The organism is bacterium, assembly GCA_030247525.1.
Taxonomy (GTDB): domain Bacteria; phylum Electryoneota; class JAOADG01; order JAOADG01; family JAOADG01; genus JAOTSC01.
This window is the reverse complement of the sequence record JAOTSC010000070.1, coordinates 1-17,384: the sequence shown is the minus strand read 5'-3', so window position 1 is coordinate 17,384 and position 17,384 is coordinate 1. Positions and strand designations below refer to the sequence as shown.

The 17,384-nt window shown below is 50.4% G+C and carries 14 protein-coding genes; 4 read left to right on the top strand and 10 right to left on the bottom strand.

Annotated features, from left to right (window positions below; genetic code table 11):
• Positions 1-201: 201 nt before the first annotated feature.
• Positions 202-1,806 (top strand): hypothetical protein, encoded by a 1,605-nt coding sequence (locus tag OEM52_07975; GenBank protein MDK9700066.1) that lies wholly within the window; start codon positions 202-204, stop codon positions 1,804-1,806.
• Positions 1,807-2,003: 197 nt separating this feature from the next.
• Here OEM52_07975 and OEM52_07970 read toward each other — a convergent pair whose 3' ends face one another.
• Positions 2,004-3,326 (bottom strand): hypothetical protein, encoded by a 1,323-nt coding sequence (locus tag OEM52_07970; protein MDK9700065.1) that lies wholly within the window; start codon positions 3,324-3,326, stop codon positions 2,004-2,006.
• A gap of 61 nt (positions 3,327-3,387) precedes the next feature.
• On the opposite strand from OEM52_07970, the gene OEM52_07965 reads away from it, so the two are divergent.
• On the top strand, positions 3,388-4,395 hold the full coding sequence (locus OEM52_07965; GenBank protein ID MDK9700064.1) for a magnesium transporter CorA family protein: 1,008 nt from the start codon (positions 3,388-3,390) through the stop codon (positions 4,393-4,395).
• 1 nt (position 4,396) lies between these two features.
• Here OEM52_07965 and OEM52_07960 read toward each other — a convergent pair whose 3' ends face one another.
• The 9 genes from OEM52_07960 to OEM52_07920 all read right to left on the bottom strand — a co-directional run bounded on the left by OEM52_07960 (position 4,397) and on the right by OEM52_07920 (position 15,152).
• Entirely contained in the window at positions 4,397-5,560 is a 1,164-nt protein-coding gene (locus OEM52_07960) for a glycosyltransferase family 2 protein (GenBank protein MDK9700063.1), read from the bottom strand.
• A gap of 128 nt (positions 5,561-5,688) precedes the next feature.
• A complete protein-coding gene (locus OEM52_07955; protein MDK9700062.1) occupies positions 5,689-6,393 on the bottom strand; it encodes a pirin family protein in 705 nt (234 codons plus the stop codon).
• 72 nt (positions 6,394-6,465) lie between these two features.
• Positions 6,466-6,990, bottom strand: coding sequence for an ankyrin repeat domain-containing protein (locus OEM52_07950; protein MDK9700061.1), 525 nt, complete (start codon positions 6,988-6,990; stop codon positions 6,466-6,468).
• 132 nt (positions 6,991-7,122) lie between these two features.
• Positions 7,123-8,637: a tetratricopeptide repeat protein gene (locus OEM52_07945; GenBank protein MDK9700060.1), complete on the bottom strand. Its 1,515-nt coding sequence runs from the start codon at positions 8,635-8,637 to the stop codon at positions 7,123-7,125.
• The gene (locus OEM52_07940; protein ID MDK9700059.1) at positions 8,637-10,154 is read right to left on the bottom strand and encodes a tetratricopeptide repeat protein; all 1,518 of its coding nucleotides are present in this window, start codon (positions 10,152-10,154) and stop codon (positions 8,637-8,639) included. Before OEM52_07940 ends, OEM52_07945 begins: the two co-directional genes overlap by 1 nt.
• Positions 10,141-11,640 carry a tetratricopeptide repeat protein gene (locus OEM52_07935; GenBank protein MDK9700058.1) on the bottom strand — a complete coding sequence of 500 codons (1,500 nt, stop codon included), beginning with the start codon at positions 11,638-11,640 and terminating at the stop codon, positions 10,141-10,143. Before OEM52_07935 ends, OEM52_07940 begins: the two co-directional genes overlap by 14 nt.
• The gene (locus tag OEM52_07930; protein MDK9700057.1) at positions 11,637-13,160 is read right to left on the bottom strand and encodes a tetratricopeptide repeat protein; all 1,524 of its coding nucleotides are present in this window, start codon (positions 13,158-13,160) and stop codon (positions 11,637-11,639) included. Before OEM52_07930 ends, OEM52_07935 begins: the two co-directional genes overlap by 4 nt.
• A gap of 315 nt (positions 13,161-13,475) precedes the next feature.
• The gene (locus OEM52_07925) at positions 13,476-14,765 is read right to left on the bottom strand and encodes a hypothetical protein (protein MDK9700056.1); all 1,290 of its coding nucleotides are present in this window, start codon (positions 14,763-14,765) and stop codon (positions 13,476-13,478) included.
• A 75-nt stretch (positions 14,766-14,840) separates the two neighbouring features.
• On the bottom strand, positions 14,841-15,152 hold the full coding sequence (locus tag OEM52_07920; GenBank protein MDK9700055.1) for a hypothetical protein: 312 nt from the start codon (positions 15,150-15,152) through the stop codon (positions 14,841-14,843).
• Positions 15,153-15,286: 134 nt separating this feature from the next.
• Here OEM52_07920 and OEM52_07915 point away from each other — a divergent pair, with 134 nt between their 5' ends.
• Positions 15,287-16,210, top strand: a complete 924-nt coding sequence (locus OEM52_07915) for a hypothetical protein (GenBank protein ID MDK9700054.1) — start codon at positions 15,287-15,289, stop codon at positions 16,208-16,210.
• 175 nt (positions 16,211-16,385) lie between these two features.
• A partial coding sequence (locus OEM52_07910; protein ID MDK9700053.1) for a hypothetical protein occupies positions 16,386-17,384 on the top strand: 999 nt, incomplete at its 3' end.

The following is a 17,384-nucleotide window of genomic DNA, read 5'->3' as shown; positions in this document are numbered from 1 at the left end:
CTCCAGACCTGTATAAAAAAAAAGAATCAATAAAAACAGGTCTGGAGACCTGTCGGTACCCTTGCTCCCATAGCCCCCCCACTACTACCAAAGAAATATTTTTCATTTTTGGGGAAAATGACTTGATGGCGGGGAGAAGGGAGTGTATTTTTTACTATCAAATTTCTCATGACCTAACGAACCTCCTAACGGGAGACCACTATGCGCACACTTCTTTCCATCCTCACAATTCTCTTACTTTCCCTCTCAGCTCTCGCACAAGATAGTCTCAATGTCAGAAGAGTGGGTTACTACGATACTCCGGGTTATGCTGACGCTGTGGCTGTTTCTGGAAACTACGCATATGTTGCCGATGGAACTTCAGGATTACGCATTATCGACATAAACAACCCGGCAAACCCGCAACAGGTAGGATTCTACGATACCCTCGGCTATGCTTTTGATGTTGTTGTATCGAGCAACTTAGCCTATGTCGCTGATTTAGATTATGGTTTACGGATAATTAACATCAGTAATCCTATGTATCCATATCAAGTAGGATTCGTCAATACGCCATGGGTAAGTGGCGTGGCCGTATCGGGTATATACGCTTATGTTGCCGTCGAAGGTGTAGGACTTAGGATTATTGATGTTAGCAATCCGGCCAATCCACAAGTGGTAGGATTCCGCGATTATCATGGTAGAAGCGTGGCTGTCGTTGGTAATTATGCCTACATTGCTGGCTATTCCAGTTTTGGGATTATCAACATCAGTGATCCGGTAAATCCGCAATTAGTCGGTTCCAGTAATTCCATGTTTGGTGCAGAAAGAGTAGCCGTTTCGGGTAATTATTGCTATGTTGCCAATGGTAATGACGGTTTACGGATTATTAACATCAGTAATCCTATGTATCCAAATCAAGTAGGATTCTACAATACGCTCGGATATGCAAGGGGCGTGGCCATATTGGGTGATTACGCATACGTTGCCGATGAAAGTAGCGGCTTACGGATAATTAATATCAGCAATCCTACAAATCCGCGAGAAGATGGGTTCTACGGCCGCACTTCCTCTATTGGTGATCATAGAGGTGTAACAATCTCCGGTAATTTCGTCTATACTGCAGAAAACTCTTCCGGTTTGGGAATTTACGATTGTTCACTTGCTATTCGACATATTTCTATCACATACCCAAACAATACTTTTTCAATTCCCATTGGTTCTGTTGACACGATTCGTTGGAGTTCAGCAACTATCAATGGCAACGTTAATATCGAATTGAATCGAAGTTATCCCAGTATTGCTTGGGAGATGTTGTTTGCCAATACCCCCAATGATAGTTCTCAACCATGGACGGTGACCGGTCCCTATACCAATAGTGCGCGGATACGGATTACGTCGGTGGAGAATCCCGCGATTGGCGACACTTCCGATGCGAATTTCACTATCGGGATCGTTCCGGCGACCCCCGGCAATCTTACTGTGACTTTGCAAGGGGAAGATGCTTTGCTTGCTTGGGCGCGGGTCGATACTTCCTTATCCGGCTACCCCATTACGGTCGAACGATACCTCATTTTCTATCGCGACGATGGTGCCGAACCGTGGCAATATCTCTGGGCGACGTTTGGCGCGAATACCACCAATTTCACCCACACCAGTGTCGTGCGCTATAGTCCCGCTATGTATTATGAAGTGCGGGCATGGATTGGCGATACCGATGCCTTTGATCGCATTATTCAAGACATTCCACCGGGTCTGCGCGAAGATGTTCTTCTTCAACGAATTGGTGGAAATGTCTCCGCACCCATTGTGAAGCAAGTGGAGTAGGGGCGTATTGCAATACGCCCATTTGTAGGGGCGCAAACGCTTGCGCCCGGTTGTAGGGGTTCGATTTATCGATCCCGTAATTTGTCGGGCTTGATGAATCAAGCCCCTACTCAACGTCAGTTGCCACTCACGGACAGACAGGGGCGTCTGTCCCTACTTAACCTTTCACCCTGCACCTTTCCCCCATTGCCCATCCCCTATTGCCGATTGCCTAATTGCAGGTGCGCTTGTTCTTTGGTGAGGTAACCATTCGCGACCAATTTGAGCAGCGTATCTACTTTCAAGGAAAATGCCTGCTCATGTTGCAATGCGAACGGGTCAGTGTGCGGGGTAAAGGAGAAGCGGACGCGGGTTGGGTTGCCGCGCAACGCCAGCTCTGTATTCGCCAGTCGTTCGGCGAGTTGCAAGCCGCGCAATTGCAGTGTTCCGACAATATGCATCAGCATATTGAATTGCGCCTGCACCCAATTCTTCGTCGTACCGTGGCTGCGTCCCAGTACCCACGGAAACAATTTCAATCCGGTAACGACATCTTCGATCACTTCCTGACGATTGATCCGCCAATTGCTTTTCTGCATCCCATCTCCACCGATCACCGTCACTTCGACATCATTCCACGTAAAGAGATTGTCGTCGGGATCGAGTTTCGCAAATCCGCTCACGGTATCATCGAAATATCTCCCTACCCGCGACTCATACTCTTCCGCCGATTCACTCGGTTCGCGTTGTGGCGGCGTTACTTTCACCTGTAACCGCGGCGCTCCGACGTTGTGACTCGTGAGCGCCATGTCTTCCACCAATTGACTCTCAATAGCAAGCACGAATGGCAAGGTCGCGAGCGGTTCGATGCCGCCCGGTTGCGATGGGTCGTGTTGCAATACTGCATAGAAAAATCGTTCGGGAATCACGGGGATGAGATGATTTTCGTCGATTTGGAAATATTGCTTGTTGTGGCTGCCGAAATGCACGCGGTAGGGATCGAGAAAACTGACGCCGGCAATGCCGCTTAAATCGGGTAATGGTAGAATTTCCGCCGCACACCGTCCCAACGTAAATAATTCGAGGAAGAGCGCTTCGGTCAACCGGTCGAAGGCGCGATAGCCGGGATATGGCTGCATCCGTGCTTCCATCGCATCGAGGAGTTGTTCCGCTTGCTTTCTCGCATAGGTTGGACCATCGAACCGCCGCTCGAGCGACGTCGCACAGAGATGCACCCACGCCCACACCCCCGCCGATACGATTGGCAGCCGGTCACGCAAGTAGCGGTAGAATTCGGCGCGATTCCCGCCGGTGTAACGAAAACCCGCTTCCAACGGCCCGGGGAAATTGCTCTTATCCGATCCCCGGAAAAACGGTTTCGACGAGGAAGTATAAGCTTGCACCGGATCGCCGGGGGCTTGTTCATTACCACCGCCCGCGCTATGCATAACATGTAACAGTGGGGCGAATTGACGTTTCATCGCATTACGGGGCGAACCGCCGACCCGTGCCGGTGGAATAGGAAATTTCGATTCACTCATGGGGAATGCCTTTCGGTGAAGAGAAGAATAGTGTACGTTAGGGAGGTATCGGGAGGATGAAATGAACGAGCCGGAAAAACCGGGAACAATTGCCACAGTCATACAATGGTTCGCCTTATCGGAGAATGACCCGCCGCACCCCTGCGAACCGGATACCCAAGCGCCGGTATGGGTTCATGTGACCAGCAGCGACCACCATTCCTTGGATGGATTGAGTGATCGTTTCCATCTGCACCCGCTCGCGATTGAGGATTGCTTTTCGCGGATGCAGCTGCCAAAAGTCGAAGTGTATGACAATGTAACGTTCATCGTACTGCATGGTATGCATATCGAGGAGATGCACCGGATAGATTTCAAGCGGCGGTTGAATCTTCCGCTAAAAGATGTCCGGCTGCATGCATTTATCGGCGACGGTTTTCTGCTTACCCACTCCAATAAAAATAGTCCGGCGGATTGGATGATACAGGAGATTCAGGCGCAGCGAGTGAAAACACCAATCTCACCGGATGAGTTATTGTACCGGTTGTGCGACAAATTGATCGATGATTCGATTGCGCTGCTCGAAGTGTGGGAAAATGTGACCACTGAGCTGGAAAGCCGACTGTTGTATGACTTTACCAACAATACGCTTGATATGATTTTCCAGTTTCGCCGCCATCTTCGACGAATCGGAAAAATTGCCTTGTTGGAACGCGAGCTGTTCTTCCGGTTATCCCACGAGTATCTCGTCGGCATCACACCAACAACCCGCGTTTATTTCCGCGATGCCCACGACCATATCGTGCGATTGTACGAATACACCGCGACCCATCGCGAATCGCTCTCCGATGCGTTGGAAGTGAATCTTACACTAATCGCCAATCGTACAAACTTCATCACGAAACAGCTCTCCATCGCTGCTGCGTTATTGTTGCCATTAACTGTAATCACGGGAATCTTTGGAATGAATTTCGTTAAAATGCCGTGGATTGGTGAACCGTGGGGATTCTGGGCGTCGATGTTTCTGATGTTTGTCGTAGTGGTCGCGATGCTATACTACTTCCGGAAGAGCCATTGGCTGAAAAAATAGATTACACATCCTGATTGCGGACAATTGTCCAAGTCTCTTTCGGACGGTCGATTAGCAGGCGGGTAAGCCCATGCAGCGCTGCAACAAAGACTGCGGACACATAAAAGGGAATGCCGAGTGGCCCTAACCGGATGTGCAATTTGCTGGCAATCAACCCTAATAATGTTGCGCCGAAGAATACCGCCATTCCCCAAAACGTTACATTATAGAAAACACCCTCATCCTTCAGTAGGTAGGAGAGCGGCAACAGTGGGAAAAACCAGAGTCCACTTAACCAACGGAGTAATTTGTGGAACAGTAGTTGGATAAACAGCATCGGATGTTTAACAGGATTTAATATTTTTCTTGCCCACCAGAGCGAATACGCTGCGCGAAAGACAATGCGCACTTTCCGGCGGTACTCAGTGACTACTTTTCGGCTGCCTTTCGCATACGCACACGCATTCGGTTCCAATAATACCAACATCCCTTTCGCCCGAATCCGCAGTACCAGCATCATGTCGTGGTTGATATTCGCCGGCAATTCTTCAGCACAGTTTCTTCGAACGGCAAAGAGATCGCCAATTCCACCGATCGGTAAACGAAACGCATTGCTTTCCGCTAATTTTATCCAGTTCTCAACCCGCCAATAAATCCGTTCCTGTTCCGAACCTTTGTAGTTTTCGCCTTTCCCATAGAGCGAGTTACCACAGACGACACCAACTTCCGGATTAGCAAAGTGCGGCACGAGATACCGCAATGCCATTCGATCGATTATCGGTTCGGCGTCGGTAAATACGACGATTTCGGCATCAGTGAAGTGCAATGCGCGATTCATCGCTGGCGTTTTTCCGCCGCGGGGCTCCATTTTCATTAAGCGGATGCGGGGCTCGGTCACGCTATACGATTCGGTGATTTCGTTCGTACGGTCGGTAGAGCCGTCGGAAGCGACGATAATCTCCAACAACTCCGGCGGGTAATCGAGTTTGAGTAGATTATTGAGCTTCTCGCCGATGACTTCTTCTTCGTTGTGGGCGGCAACGACGATGGCTACTTTTGGCAGTTTTTCGTAGGGAATTTTGCGGGGGCTGGGACGCAACAAACCGATTACCACCACGACGATGGGGTAACCGATATAGACCAGTAAGAGAATGCCTAACAGACACCAAAAAAGGATACTAATCATTTCGCCGCTGTTATCGCCTATTGGGATTGCTTTTCATCAAAACAAATTACTGTGATCTCGATGGAAAAGCAACTTGGCAACCGCGGCAACCCGCCCCCAGTAAACTGTTTTTCACCGTTTTTCCGATACTACTCAGCGAGATCGACATCGATAAGAATGAAGCGGCTTGCTTCGGCAGCTGTGATTCGTACCAGCGGTTCCTCTTCGATTCGGGCTTGATCGGTTTTCGTCAAATGAATGCCGTTCACGTCCAACACCCCTTCCGTAACATACACAAACGCTCCACGCTGGGTAGCCAAGTTATGCTCTACCGTAACGCCGGGATCGAGTTGGGACAAGTAGATCGACGCATGGGCGTGAATCTTGATTAATCCTTCATCTTCGTTACCACTCACGACCCGGTGCAATGCATTTTTGAGTTTACTCGCTTCAAACGGTTGTTGCTCGTATGAGGGGACAAGCCGTCGGGTATGGGGAGGAAACCAGATTTGATAGAGGTGGAGCGGCACCGATTCGCGGTTGTATTCGGAATGAGTTATTCCGGCGCCGGCGGTCATCCGCTGTACTTCACCGGCGCTAATCTTGGTATGATTCCCCATGCTGTCCTGATGGGTAACTGCGCCTGACAGGACAATCGTGACGATTTCCATCTCACGGTGGGGATGCGTGCCAAATCCGGTCTGCGGCTGTACCACGTCGTCGTTGAAGACTCGCAGATTGCCGAATTGCAGATTATTAGGATCGTAATATTGATCAAACGAAAACAGCCAGTTGGTCTGTAACCAGCCAAAGTCAGCCGAGTGCCGCTGTGCGGCGGGGATTACACGAATCATTGTTCACCTCTCCAAGATAGAGAAGTGATACGTTCGATGTCGAACCATTCGTAGTCGAACGAATCATTCCGGTTAGACGATAACCGAACTGCCGTTCACCGCCATTTTCGCACCAAACCGGAGCAGCACTTCCACCAGTGGGTTCAGCATTTCCGGTGCATGAACATATTCTTTCGCACGGGCTAACGGTGTTTTTCCTTCACCATCGATCGCATTCACCGCTGCACCATATTCCAGCAACAGCTTCACATTATGCAAGCGTCCTTCCCGGGCAGCCAGATGGAGCGGTGTACTCCCGGCTAAATCGCGGGCATGCACATTAGCACCTTTTTTGAGAAGGAGTTCGGCGATTTGATGATTGCCGCGTTCCACAGCTTTGTGTAGTGGCGTTGTGAGGTTATGGTCGGTCGCATCGACCTTGGCACCGGCGGTCAACAGGTATTCCACAATATCGCGGAAACCGCGTTTCGCGGCAAGGTGCAACGGCGTTCGACCGCCATCGGCTTCTGCGTTTAGATTTGCGCCTTCGGTCAGCGCTAACTTCAGGTGGGGGAGGTTACCCTCGCGCACCGCCTCAAACATTTTTACGTTTTTCATTGGACCCCTCCTTTCGGATGAACCCTCTCTATTCAAATAACGGAAAAATTTGGGCGAGCGCAAGACAAAAAGAGATATTTGAAAGAAAGTTGTGCTAAGGATGTAGAAAGGGCGACAAGATCGTGATATATTTCACCAATGGTTTGGTAGGGAAATGTCGATTTCGGGGATGTTTAATCTTTGCAACTTCTGGCGGAGTCTGCTGAAACTGCGGGTTCGGGAGGTGTTTTGGCTGACCCGGTAACGCTGAATCAGTCCCGCTGCTGCCCGGTACTCGGCAAGAGCTGCGGTTAGCGATCCTTTGATGGAGTTGTGCTGTTTTGAAATCGATGACGGGCTCGCCAAAGCGAATTGACTGCGCAATACATGATCGAGAATTAAATCGATTGGCGGTAATTTGTCGTTTGCTAGTTCGCTCGCTTCGCTAAACAACTCCTCTGCCTGCTCATGCTTTCCCGATAATAGGCACAATTCGGTATAGTGGCATAGCTGAAGATGGCGTTGTTGTAAATCGCCCGCTTTGCGCAGAAATTCGCAGCCGTGCTCGAAGTAATGGTGTGCGTCGGTGAAATTTCCTTGATCCATTTCCAACTCACCGATTTCACACGTGATTGTTCCCTCCAATACTTCGTCGCCGACGTTGCGAATGATGTCCAGAGCGTGATTGTAATGCTTCCTTGACTCTAAATAACGTTTCTGATTGTGCATGTTGTCAGCCAATCCGGCAAGTACAATCGCTTCCGACAACCGGTCACCGGTACGGCGGTGCAATTCCAACGACTGGAGATAATACTCATGTGCAGCATACGCATCACCGTGCATATTGATTAGATTTGCGAGGTTTCCAAGTGTGATTCCTTGAAACCGTTCGTCGCCAGTCGATACGTGAATATTCAAAGCGCTCTGAAACAGCTGATAGCTCTCCTCGTATGAGCCTCGATCCAAGAGAAAGATTGCATAGGTGCCGATAGCGATACCTTCCGCTGGACGGTCGTTCGTCTCATGGGCAATCGCAATTGCGGAAAGGTAAGCAGCTCTCGCTTCTTCATATCTACCCAACAATTGCATTACGGTAGCAAAATCGCCTAAGGCAATCCCCTCCCGCACCCGATCCTTCGATTCACGATAGTACTCGAGTACCTGCAATAGATAGGGCAACGCTTCTTCGGGTCGGTGTAATTCGATAAGAATCGCGTATAAATTCCCCAACACGATTACTTCGTTCCGACGATTTCCCAGTTTGCGGAACTGATCTAATGCCAACAAACTGTGTTCATGTGCCTCCGTCATCCGCCCTTGCATCCGGTAAAGGTTTGCAAGGTTGGTGTGGATTTTTGCTTCCAGTTTTTCGTCGGGCGCTTGAACAAGATGGGTGAGGGCGGCTTCAAACTGAATAAACGCATCATCGGAAAGATGGACATCAAGATAATGAAGCGCAAGCTCGGAACGGGCATCGGCAGCCAAGCGAACATCCGATTCGGACTCGGCAATCATTGCCGCTTCCCGTAAATGGTTTTCGGCTTGTTCCCAACGGTCGTGCTCGCGTAAAAATTCCGCGAGTGGCGCATCACTACGACCAATTGAGTATTCCTGTTTCAATTGACGTCGAATAAGGAGCGCTTCCAAAAAATGGTCAGAGGCTTTCATTAACGCTCGATTTCTTGGGGACGCAACCGACTTATGAGTTCACCACTCCAACTTCGCGGCAACGGTAACTGCTCGTCAGATATGCCACTGGTTATCAATGCGTTCCGAAACTGTACAAAACTCGAGGTATAGGTGGAACTTTCCAGTAAACCGAGTCGTTCGATTAATGCCGATGCATTGAAGTACTCTTGTATCGCCCGATCCAGTTTAGAATATGTCTCGGCTTTCGGAACCTGCTTCAAAGAGGGGACCAACGGTGTGATGTTTGCCGTAGCAATCAGATACTCGCCGCGAGCAAGATAGTAAGTTAAGCGGGCAAACGGACTGCTAACGTTTTTAAGGATATCACCGGCCTCGATCATCGCCGCCTCGGCGTCGACAAATCGATGCAACGACATTAACAATTTAGAGTAAAGGCAGAGATGAGTAATCAATTTATCGTGGTGACGTTGTTCACGATGGATTGCCAAGGCTTGCCGGTAACAATCGAGCGCCTCATCAACCTGGCCTTGCGCGCTTAACAACTCAGCTAAATTGCCAATCACGATTCCTTCAAACTGGCGGTTCTTCACATTGCGATGAATTTCAAGTGCTTGATGATACGTGTGATATGCTTCCTCAAATCTGCCTTGACAGTGTTCCAAACTCGCAATATTACCGAGAATTATGGCCTCAGCACGGGCATTACCAATTTCACTTTGAATTTTCCGCGCTTGTTCGAGAATCGCTAACGCTTCGTCAATCTCCCCCAATTTGCTCAAGACATTAGCAAGATTGTTTAGTACAATCGCTTCGTGATGCTTCCCCGATGTTTCACGATTGATTGCTAATGCCCCTACCAGTTTTTCGCGCGCCAATTGCAAGTCACCATGTTCGGCAAGGATAATGCCAATATTTCCCAGTGTAATCCCTTCCAGACGGCGGTCGCCATACTCACGGGCTAAGGCGTGTGCCTGCAGCAAACAATCGTATGCTTCGCCAAAATGAGAGCTACGCTGTAACAGTTTTGCAAAATCTGCGAGTAGACTTATCTCCTGCTTGGTCTTACCAATCTCGCGCAGAATTGCCAGCGCCTGTTGAAAATAGGGATATGCTTCCTCCCATTTGCCGAGCCCACTATATAAGGCGGAGAGATTGCGGAGAGTAAGCGCTTCATGTTCACGGTCTCCGGTTTTCCGGAATATCGCTAACGCGCTCAAATTGGTTTCGTAAGCAGATTCGTAACGGCACTGGGAACGGTGATGATCAGCAAGATTCATCAAGACAATCGCGGCATCGTTTTCCGAACCGAGTTCCTGATAAATCGTCAACGCTTTTTGAAAATGGAGAAAGGCATCTTCCATTTGTCCGAGTTCGGTTTCAGCAATCGCCAGCGCTTGACACCCCTGCGCTTCCAATTGCTTTGCCCCGTCGGTACATGCGATAACAAGCGCTTGGCGATAAATCGCGATCGCAGCGCTCGTACGCCCTTGTTGGTATAGCAACTCGCCCGATTTGATGAGTTCAGACGGGTCCACTTGTAGTAACTCCTGTTTTCCAATGCATTGGAAGTGATAATAGGTGATCCGGTACCCCCGCCGCAAGGATATACTCATAAAGTCGAGTAATTCTATTTCCTAACAAACTCTCGCGCCCTAACTCGAATTCAATGCTGGAAGCGGTAACAAGGGGAAAATCGGAAACGAGTGCCGATTGAATCGAGCTATTGCCCGGATTGGCTTTCAATCTGCCGGCATTTCGCCACAGCGAAGCAAAATTCAACTCGCCACGCGAAGTTTTTGTGTCATTGCTAATCGCCATCGCCGATAATTCCCGCCAATACGTTTCGGCAGCGATTGCTTCGTCCGTTCTCACGGCAAATTCGACTGCGATCCCTAACGCATACAAGAAGAAATCCACCGGTTTGATGCCACGGAGAATGGTAATGCTATCATGCAATTCCCGCCATGCTTCGGCGACGTTTCCAGTCATAAACCGTAATTCAGCAATCCGGATGGTGGCTTCCGCCACGATTTTGGTTTCGCCGATCTCACGATGAATACTGCGCGTTTGTGTCAAATATTCATCAGCTTCGGCAATATTCCCGCGGAGTAGCGAAATCGTCGCTAAATGACCAAGTGAGATTGCTACCGAGCGGCGGTTTTTTATCGATTGTTGCAAGGTCAACGCATGTTGCACGGCAACTTCAGCTTGATTGATTTCACCACCTAACAGATATGCAGCTCCTAAATTCGACAGTGCAATACTTTCGAATCGGTGGTCGCCATAGTTGCGGAATTGTTCGATGACCGGTGTCAGCACTTCGACCGCAGTCTTCCAATGATAAAAGTAAAGATGAGCAAGACCGAGGGTCGCTAATGTGACGCTCTCCCGCTTCACGTTGTTTGCTTTCCTGGCATACAGAAGCGATTGCCGGAGCCATTCCAACGTTGCCGTTTCCTGCCCGCGCTGCATGGGAATTTTCGCCAAATCGGCAAGGAAATTTGCCGCTTGATCGTTATCTCCCAACTCAATCAAAACTTCGATCGCATCGCGCAATAATGTCTCAGCCTGATCCAACCACCCGCTTTCGAGATTCGTGATACCCATGTTTGCGAGCACCACTGCCGCGCTGCGCTTATCGCCGGCATTGTAAAACCGGGCATAAGCTTCACGGCTCATCGAAGTCGAAAGCTCGATGTTTCCTTGAATCCGGTGGATGTTAGAAAGATTATTGAGTATCCGCGCTTCGGTTAACGGGTTTTCTAATCTCTGCGCCAGTGCACGAGCTTCCTGCAACGCTTCGGCGGACCGGTCGAATTCGCTGCAATCATGATCGATCCGACTGCGCAGAATGAGCGCTTCACTGAGAATGGTCTCATCCCCACATTGCCGTGCCAGATCGATGGCAAGTTGCGCCAGATCAAACGCTTTCAAATTATTACCGGCGTTGCGTTCCTTGCTGGCGTCGTCAAGCAATTCTCGAATTGCACTGGAAACGGTGCGAACGGGTTCAGTTGTCACGTGGAAGGACCTTTGTCAAGATTCGCTTGCTGCAGAAACGATAACTCCTCCTCGGTAAAACCGTTACGAAGTAACTCACTGCGAAACATGTGATATGAAGTTGCACTGTCGTGAAAAATGCCCCAGTTCGCTTCCGGCAACTCCATTACTATTTGCGAAAAGATCGACAGGACTTCCCGACGTTTTTCCGGTGTCTTACCGGTTTGCAACCAATTCGATAAATGCTGCCATCCTTGCATACAAATCGCATGGTAGGTGGGTGGCGTGATACTCGGTAAGTCAATCGATTGGAACTCCTCGATAATCCGGGCAACATCATCCCAACACCGCATGATGACACTGGTTTCCATATTCCGCAACAACACCATTTCATATTGAGAGCGATTTTTCGTCGAGCGGATGTAGGTTAGCGCTTGCTCGTGGTGTGATTTTGCCTCGCCTAATTCACCGGTTTCAGTAAGCAATCGTCCGATAGTCGAAGAGATGATTCCCGTTTCGATGGGATACTGCAAATTTTGAAAGAGTTTCAGCGCTTCGTGCAGGATATGGTAAGCTTCTTCAAGATTTCCCCGATATTGTACGATGGCGGCAAGGTTCGTCAATGAGAAGGCAAGCGAACGGAAGTTTTGCATTTGCCGGTGAATTTCCAACGACTCCCGGATATTGGCTTCGGCACTGTCGATATCGTTTAATGCCAGAAACGATTGCGCCGAGTTCATCAGTGTGATACCTAATAGTCGGCGTTCACCTAATCGGCGGTACACCTCGAGCGCAATTTCGTTCGCTTCCAGTGCGCTATGCCATTCATTCTTCATACCAAAAGCGATGCCAAACGCGCTGAAGAGTAACCCTTTAGCCCGGGTACTCACTGCGTGCGGCAGATATGTTTTTGCTTCCTGTAAAACTACCAAGGCATCATCGACTCGATTCGTCGACAACATGATACGGGCTAAATCGGTTAGATAGCCGATAGCGTTGCTATAACTCGCGTTATCAAGCGCAATCTGGATCGTTTCCCGTAACACTGGCTCAGCATCCGCAAATCGCCCCCGCTCCGAAAACACTCCTCCGATGTTGCCTTTCATCGATATCAGTAACTCAATGTTGCCGGTTTTCTCGAAAATTGCGAAGGCACGATTGTAATTTGCTAATGCGTCCTCAATTAAACCGCGCATCCGAAAGATGTTGCCGATCGTCCCCAAGATGGTACCCAAGTCGTTATTCTCTTTTGCTTCGTAGTAGGGCAGCGCATCAGACAACAACTTGTACGCCCGCTCTATTTGTCCAACGGTCGTTAGCACCATTCCATAAAAGACTTGGGAGTGATAGCGCACTTCATCATCGCCGGCGGCAGTCGCTTCTGAGATTATTGTGTCGAGGAGGGCAAAGGCTTGTTCAGTTTCGCCCTGTTTTGCAAGACGGTCAGCTTCCGAATGGCAGATTCGCCACCGTTCGCGTTGGGTGGTTTCGGGGTCGGCGGATTGACCGTTGGCGGTGGAAGGGGGGTTGTTGTGTATCATCAAGTCTAATAATAAACGATTGCGCGGTAACTTCCAACGGTTTTAGGCGAAAAATGTATTCGTAAAACCGAAATATTTTTACTTGCAATGCCAAACGATTGTGCCCGAATTCACGGGTTTGGAAACCCGTAGCCACCATGCAGACAGTAGGGGCGTATGGCATACGCCCATTATCTGTGCGGGAGTCCGCCGGACTCCCCTACGATACAGGCGGGGACGCCTGTCAGGGCGTGGGAGCCCGCCCCTACCCAGCACGCACCGGGCGACCCAAAGGGTCTGCCCCTACACCTTTCACCCTTCACCTTACACCAATTTCTACCGCCGCGCCGAACCAGCGACCCGGCTGCGGATGGTGGCAGGTGACGGGGCATGGTATGCCAACGCAAAGTATCGTAACGCATCGACCGAGTGGTCGTGAATCCCCTTGATTGGTTTCCCGGTTCGTTCGTCGTAGGCATACGATTCGAGGTCGATGATTAATCGTTGACAGGATGGCGACAACTTCATCCGTACCGTTCCATCGGCGGAGCGGAACAACATCCGGAGCAAGTCGAGTCCATCTTCGATCCGCGATTTCCGATACACCAGTTTAATGCCGGAACCGTTCAGAAAATCGACGATTGGAACTCCGGTGTCGCTCGCCTGCGCGCCGGCAGGATCGCACGCCGTCCAAGCGAAATCCTTTTCTTTCAGATTCCACTTTTTGTCGCGTTCCTGAATTGTGAGCAGAAGTTCATCGCGGGTGGCATTGTCACCGATCCATTCATCGAAGACAACGATCTCTTCTGGCGCTACCTCAGCCAACCATAGTACTACCGGCGTGCGATATCCGTAATCGATTGCTCGGAACTTCCGTTTCGCTCGGGCTATATCTGCTTTAGAGAGTGCTTTTTGCAACAGATGAACGGTAGCTGAGAAGCTCTCGATAACGCGAAGACCGTTGTTTTCTTCTAAGGATAGTTCGTATTCTCGCCGCCATTCCGCATCGGACAATTCCCGCATCTTTTCGCGTTTCCAGGTTTCGCCACGGTCGGCGCGTTCGCGGTAATGGATACGATGGACGGCAAACCCGGTTTGCGACGCCTGCTCCACCAACCTGCCAAACAGACAAAACCGTCCATTAGGCGTGATGATCCCGACAAAACGGGCAGAGGAGTCGAGCGCCGGGGAGAGCGCTTCCCACAACCGCTCGGCGTCACGGGTAAACGCCATCTCATCCCAGACGACAATCGTCGGGGTATACAACCGCACCGCTTCCGGCACTGTCGGCAGCGTGAATATGCGTGAACGGACTTTTGGCAGATAGAGTTGTTTGCGGCTCATCTCCATTCGCACCGCCATCCATTGCGGCAAATGGGCGATCAATTTGGCAATCCGGCGCAGCAACTCTTCGGCGGAACGTTGTTCTTTGGATAGGATCATACATTCGGCAGGCCCGTGATAGAGCGCTCGATGGAGCAGCCAACCCGCCACGGTCCAACTGGCGAGTACTTGGCGGCTCTTTAGAACGAGAAGCCGCGGCTCTGCGTCGAGCGCAGCAAAGAGCCGGGCGAGGTAGGGAACACGGGGTACCGGGTGAGTCCGCGGGTCGGGTGATCGGTCCACCCGTAATCGCCGACAAATCGCTCCGAGTGTTTTTTCAATTCCCGCAACTCATCTCTCATGAGCGGGGTGTGACCGTTAGAGGTCGCGGTAGGTTTCCATCGGGTCATCGACTTTTCCTTTCGCGGTTTCCGGTTTCGCAAGACTCATGAGCAACCGGATTGCTGGAATGTCGCCCCGCAATCCCTTCTCTAACAGTGCGCCACCCAGTTTCGGCAGTGCGGTCGCTACTTCCCGTTTGAATTTGCGCATCACGGCGTCGTGCAAGAGCCCGCTATCGATATTCTTGAGTTCGGATGCGGCAATTCCCTGCTCCTCGGCAAATTCATCCAAGTCGGGAAGTTCTTCGTCGTCAAACAATCGTTCGACGTATTCGTCTAACCAAGTCATGGTGTCCTCGTAGTAACAATTGCTTATTTTACTTTTTTGCGATTTATCGAAATTGACAAATCCTATTTCGAAAATTGAGGCGTTTTTGGAATAAGATCAGTTCCTTTGAATGGGGAGTAATTGGGGGAGATACCGTGGCAAATCGAACAAAAACTCGTTCCATTTTGCTTTGGCTGCTGGCATTTATCATAATGCTGGCATCGGCGTATTATCAACGGCGCACGGGACCAACTTATCCGGTGAGTGGCATCGTGAAAGTTGGAGGGGTGTCGGTACCCTATTATCTCTTGCGCTCCCATGGCGGCGCAGGAAATCAACCGGTTTTGTTACCGATTACCGATACTACAGTAACTGGTGTTGTGGTTTGGAAGCGCTATAAATCCCACGACCAGTGGCAGGAACTCCCGTTACTGCAAAAGAGTCTGTCCAAAGAAACGGTAAAGGAAATGACCGGGCCGTCTGTGTTTGTCGGGAAACATTTCTTCCCAGCGGGAAAACCGGAACAGGATTTTTTATACGCCGAGCTGCCCCACCAACCCCCGGCGGGAAAAATCGAGTACTTTGTGAAATTGACTCGGGGGAACGTCACAGCGGTCGCACCGGAAGGCCACACCGATGTGGTTACTCGCTTTCGCGGTGGGGTGCCGGTGTATGTCCTCTTTCCCCATGTCTTAGCGATGTTTATCGGTATGTTATTCGGTACCCGGGTGATGCTGGCCGCCTTCGCCGGCGAGAGATTAGTTAAGCGAACCCTAATCACTTTGATATTGTTAGTGATCGGTGGTCTTATTTTAGGACCGATAGTACAGAAATTTGCCTTCGATGCCTATTGGACCGGTTGGCCGTTTGGCGAAGATTTGACCGACAATAAAACCGCCGTGATGGTTTTGGTCTGGGTGATTGCTTATTGGCGATTGCGGAAGAGCGACGACCGGAAAAACCGTTGGTTCGCAGTTGCTGCGATGGCGGTAATGATGGCAGTCTATTTGATCCCCCACAGTATGCGTGGCAGTGAAATCGATTACACGAAACAAGCGCCGGTTGCCGAAATCAGGTGAAGGGTGTAGGGGGAAAGGTGTAAGGTGTAAGGTGTAAGGTGTAGGGGCAGACCCACTGGGTCGCCCGTACGACAGACACTCTTGTCTGTCGATCATCACTTTTCGCCCGTCGGACAGGAACCCGCCTTGCGGCTCACCGAAGGTAATGTCCGACGTACGTTCTCGGCAGCGGCGTATGGCATACGCCCCAAAGAAGAAACGAATGAAAAAGAGCAACAACATTCCAACCTACGCCATCACTGCAGCAGTCATAGGATTGCTGTTGCGGCTATGGTTGATCCTCGCTGCTCCATTGCAATCCGATGTAACCAATCCACTACCCGCCTTCAACGACGAGCTATCCCATTTCCACCATATCCTCTATCAACGCGACGTCGGAAGCATCCCCTTACAGAAATTGCAGTACGTCGACGAAGCTGCCCTCGCAACCGGTGGCGCGGAATACTGGCAACCGCCGCTCTATTACCAGCTCTCGGCATTTCTCCTGAAAGCAGTCGGAACTGTATCGCACCCGGAACGGATGATTCGACTATTCTCATTGGGATGTTGGATCGTTGGGTTAGGGTTTTTGCTCGCATTTGTCCCGAATCCACAGTGGCGCACCCCGATTCTACTTGGCGGCAGCTTGCTCGGGGCGGGGCTTCCGGCATCAGTTACCGTCAATAACGATGCGCTGATGGCGTTATTTGTCGGCGCGTTTTTTGCCTGTACAACTGTCGCTGCCCGCCGTCGCTTGGGTTGGCTCCAGTTGTTTGTGTGGGGTGGTTTGTTGGCGTTCGGCGTCTATGCCAAGCTACCGGCGTTAACGCTCTGGCCGATGGTGATTTTCGCGATTTGGTTCGGGGAAGCGAATCGATTGATTGGATTTATTAAAGCGGCAATGGTTGAGCTGTTTGCCTTCCTGTTAACGCTGCCGTTGTGGTTGCAACGGATCGAATTCTACGGACATCCGATTGGGTTCCGCCACGCCCCGGAGATTACGCTGCGGGAAGCATTGATTGCTTTTGGCTATTCATCGATGAGTCCGTGGCAGGAACCGTGGTCGTCCCCCTTCGTGAAGTTTACCGGGGTTGTTTTTTGTCTCGCTTTGTTAGCATCAACCATTTACCTCTTCTTACACCGAAAACAGTTCTGGATCGAATTTACCGGAAGCGAAAAACTGGCGGAAAGAATG

Coding starts and splice junctions, on each gene's coding strand:
- OEM52_07965 (MDK9700064.1), top strand. CDS start 3,388: ATGAACGAGCCGGAAAAACCGGGAACAATTGCCACAGTCATACAATGG.
- OEM52_07920 (MDK9700055.1), bottom strand. CDS start 15,152: ATGACTTGGTTAGACGAATACGTCGAACGATTGTTTGACGACGAAGAA.
- OEM52_07960 (MDK9700063.1), bottom strand. CDS start 5,560: ATGATTAGTATCCTTTTTTGGTGTCTGTTAGGCATTCTCTTACTGGTC.
- OEM52_07945 (MDK9700060.1), bottom strand. CDS start 8,637: ATGAAAGCCTCTGACCATTTTTTGGAAGCGCTCCTTATTCGACGTCAA.
- OEM52_07950 (MDK9700061.1), bottom strand. CDS start 6,990: ATGAAAAACGTAAAAATGTTTGAGGCGGTGCGCGAGGGTAACCTCCCC.
- OEM52_07970 (MDK9700065.1), bottom strand. CDS start 3,326: ATGAGTGAATCGAAATTTCCTATTCCACCGGCACGGGTCGGCGGTTCG.
- OEM52_07975 (MDK9700066.1), top strand. CDS start 202: ATGCGCACACTTCTTTCCATCCTCACAATTCTCTTACTTTCCCTCTCA.
- OEM52_07930 (MDK9700057.1), bottom strand. CDS start 13,160: ATGATACACAACAACCCCCCTTCCACCGCCAACGGTCAATCCGCCGAC.
- OEM52_07955 (MDK9700062.1), bottom strand. CDS start 6,393: ATGATTCGTGTAATCCCCGCCGCACAGCGGCACTCGGCTGACTTTGGC.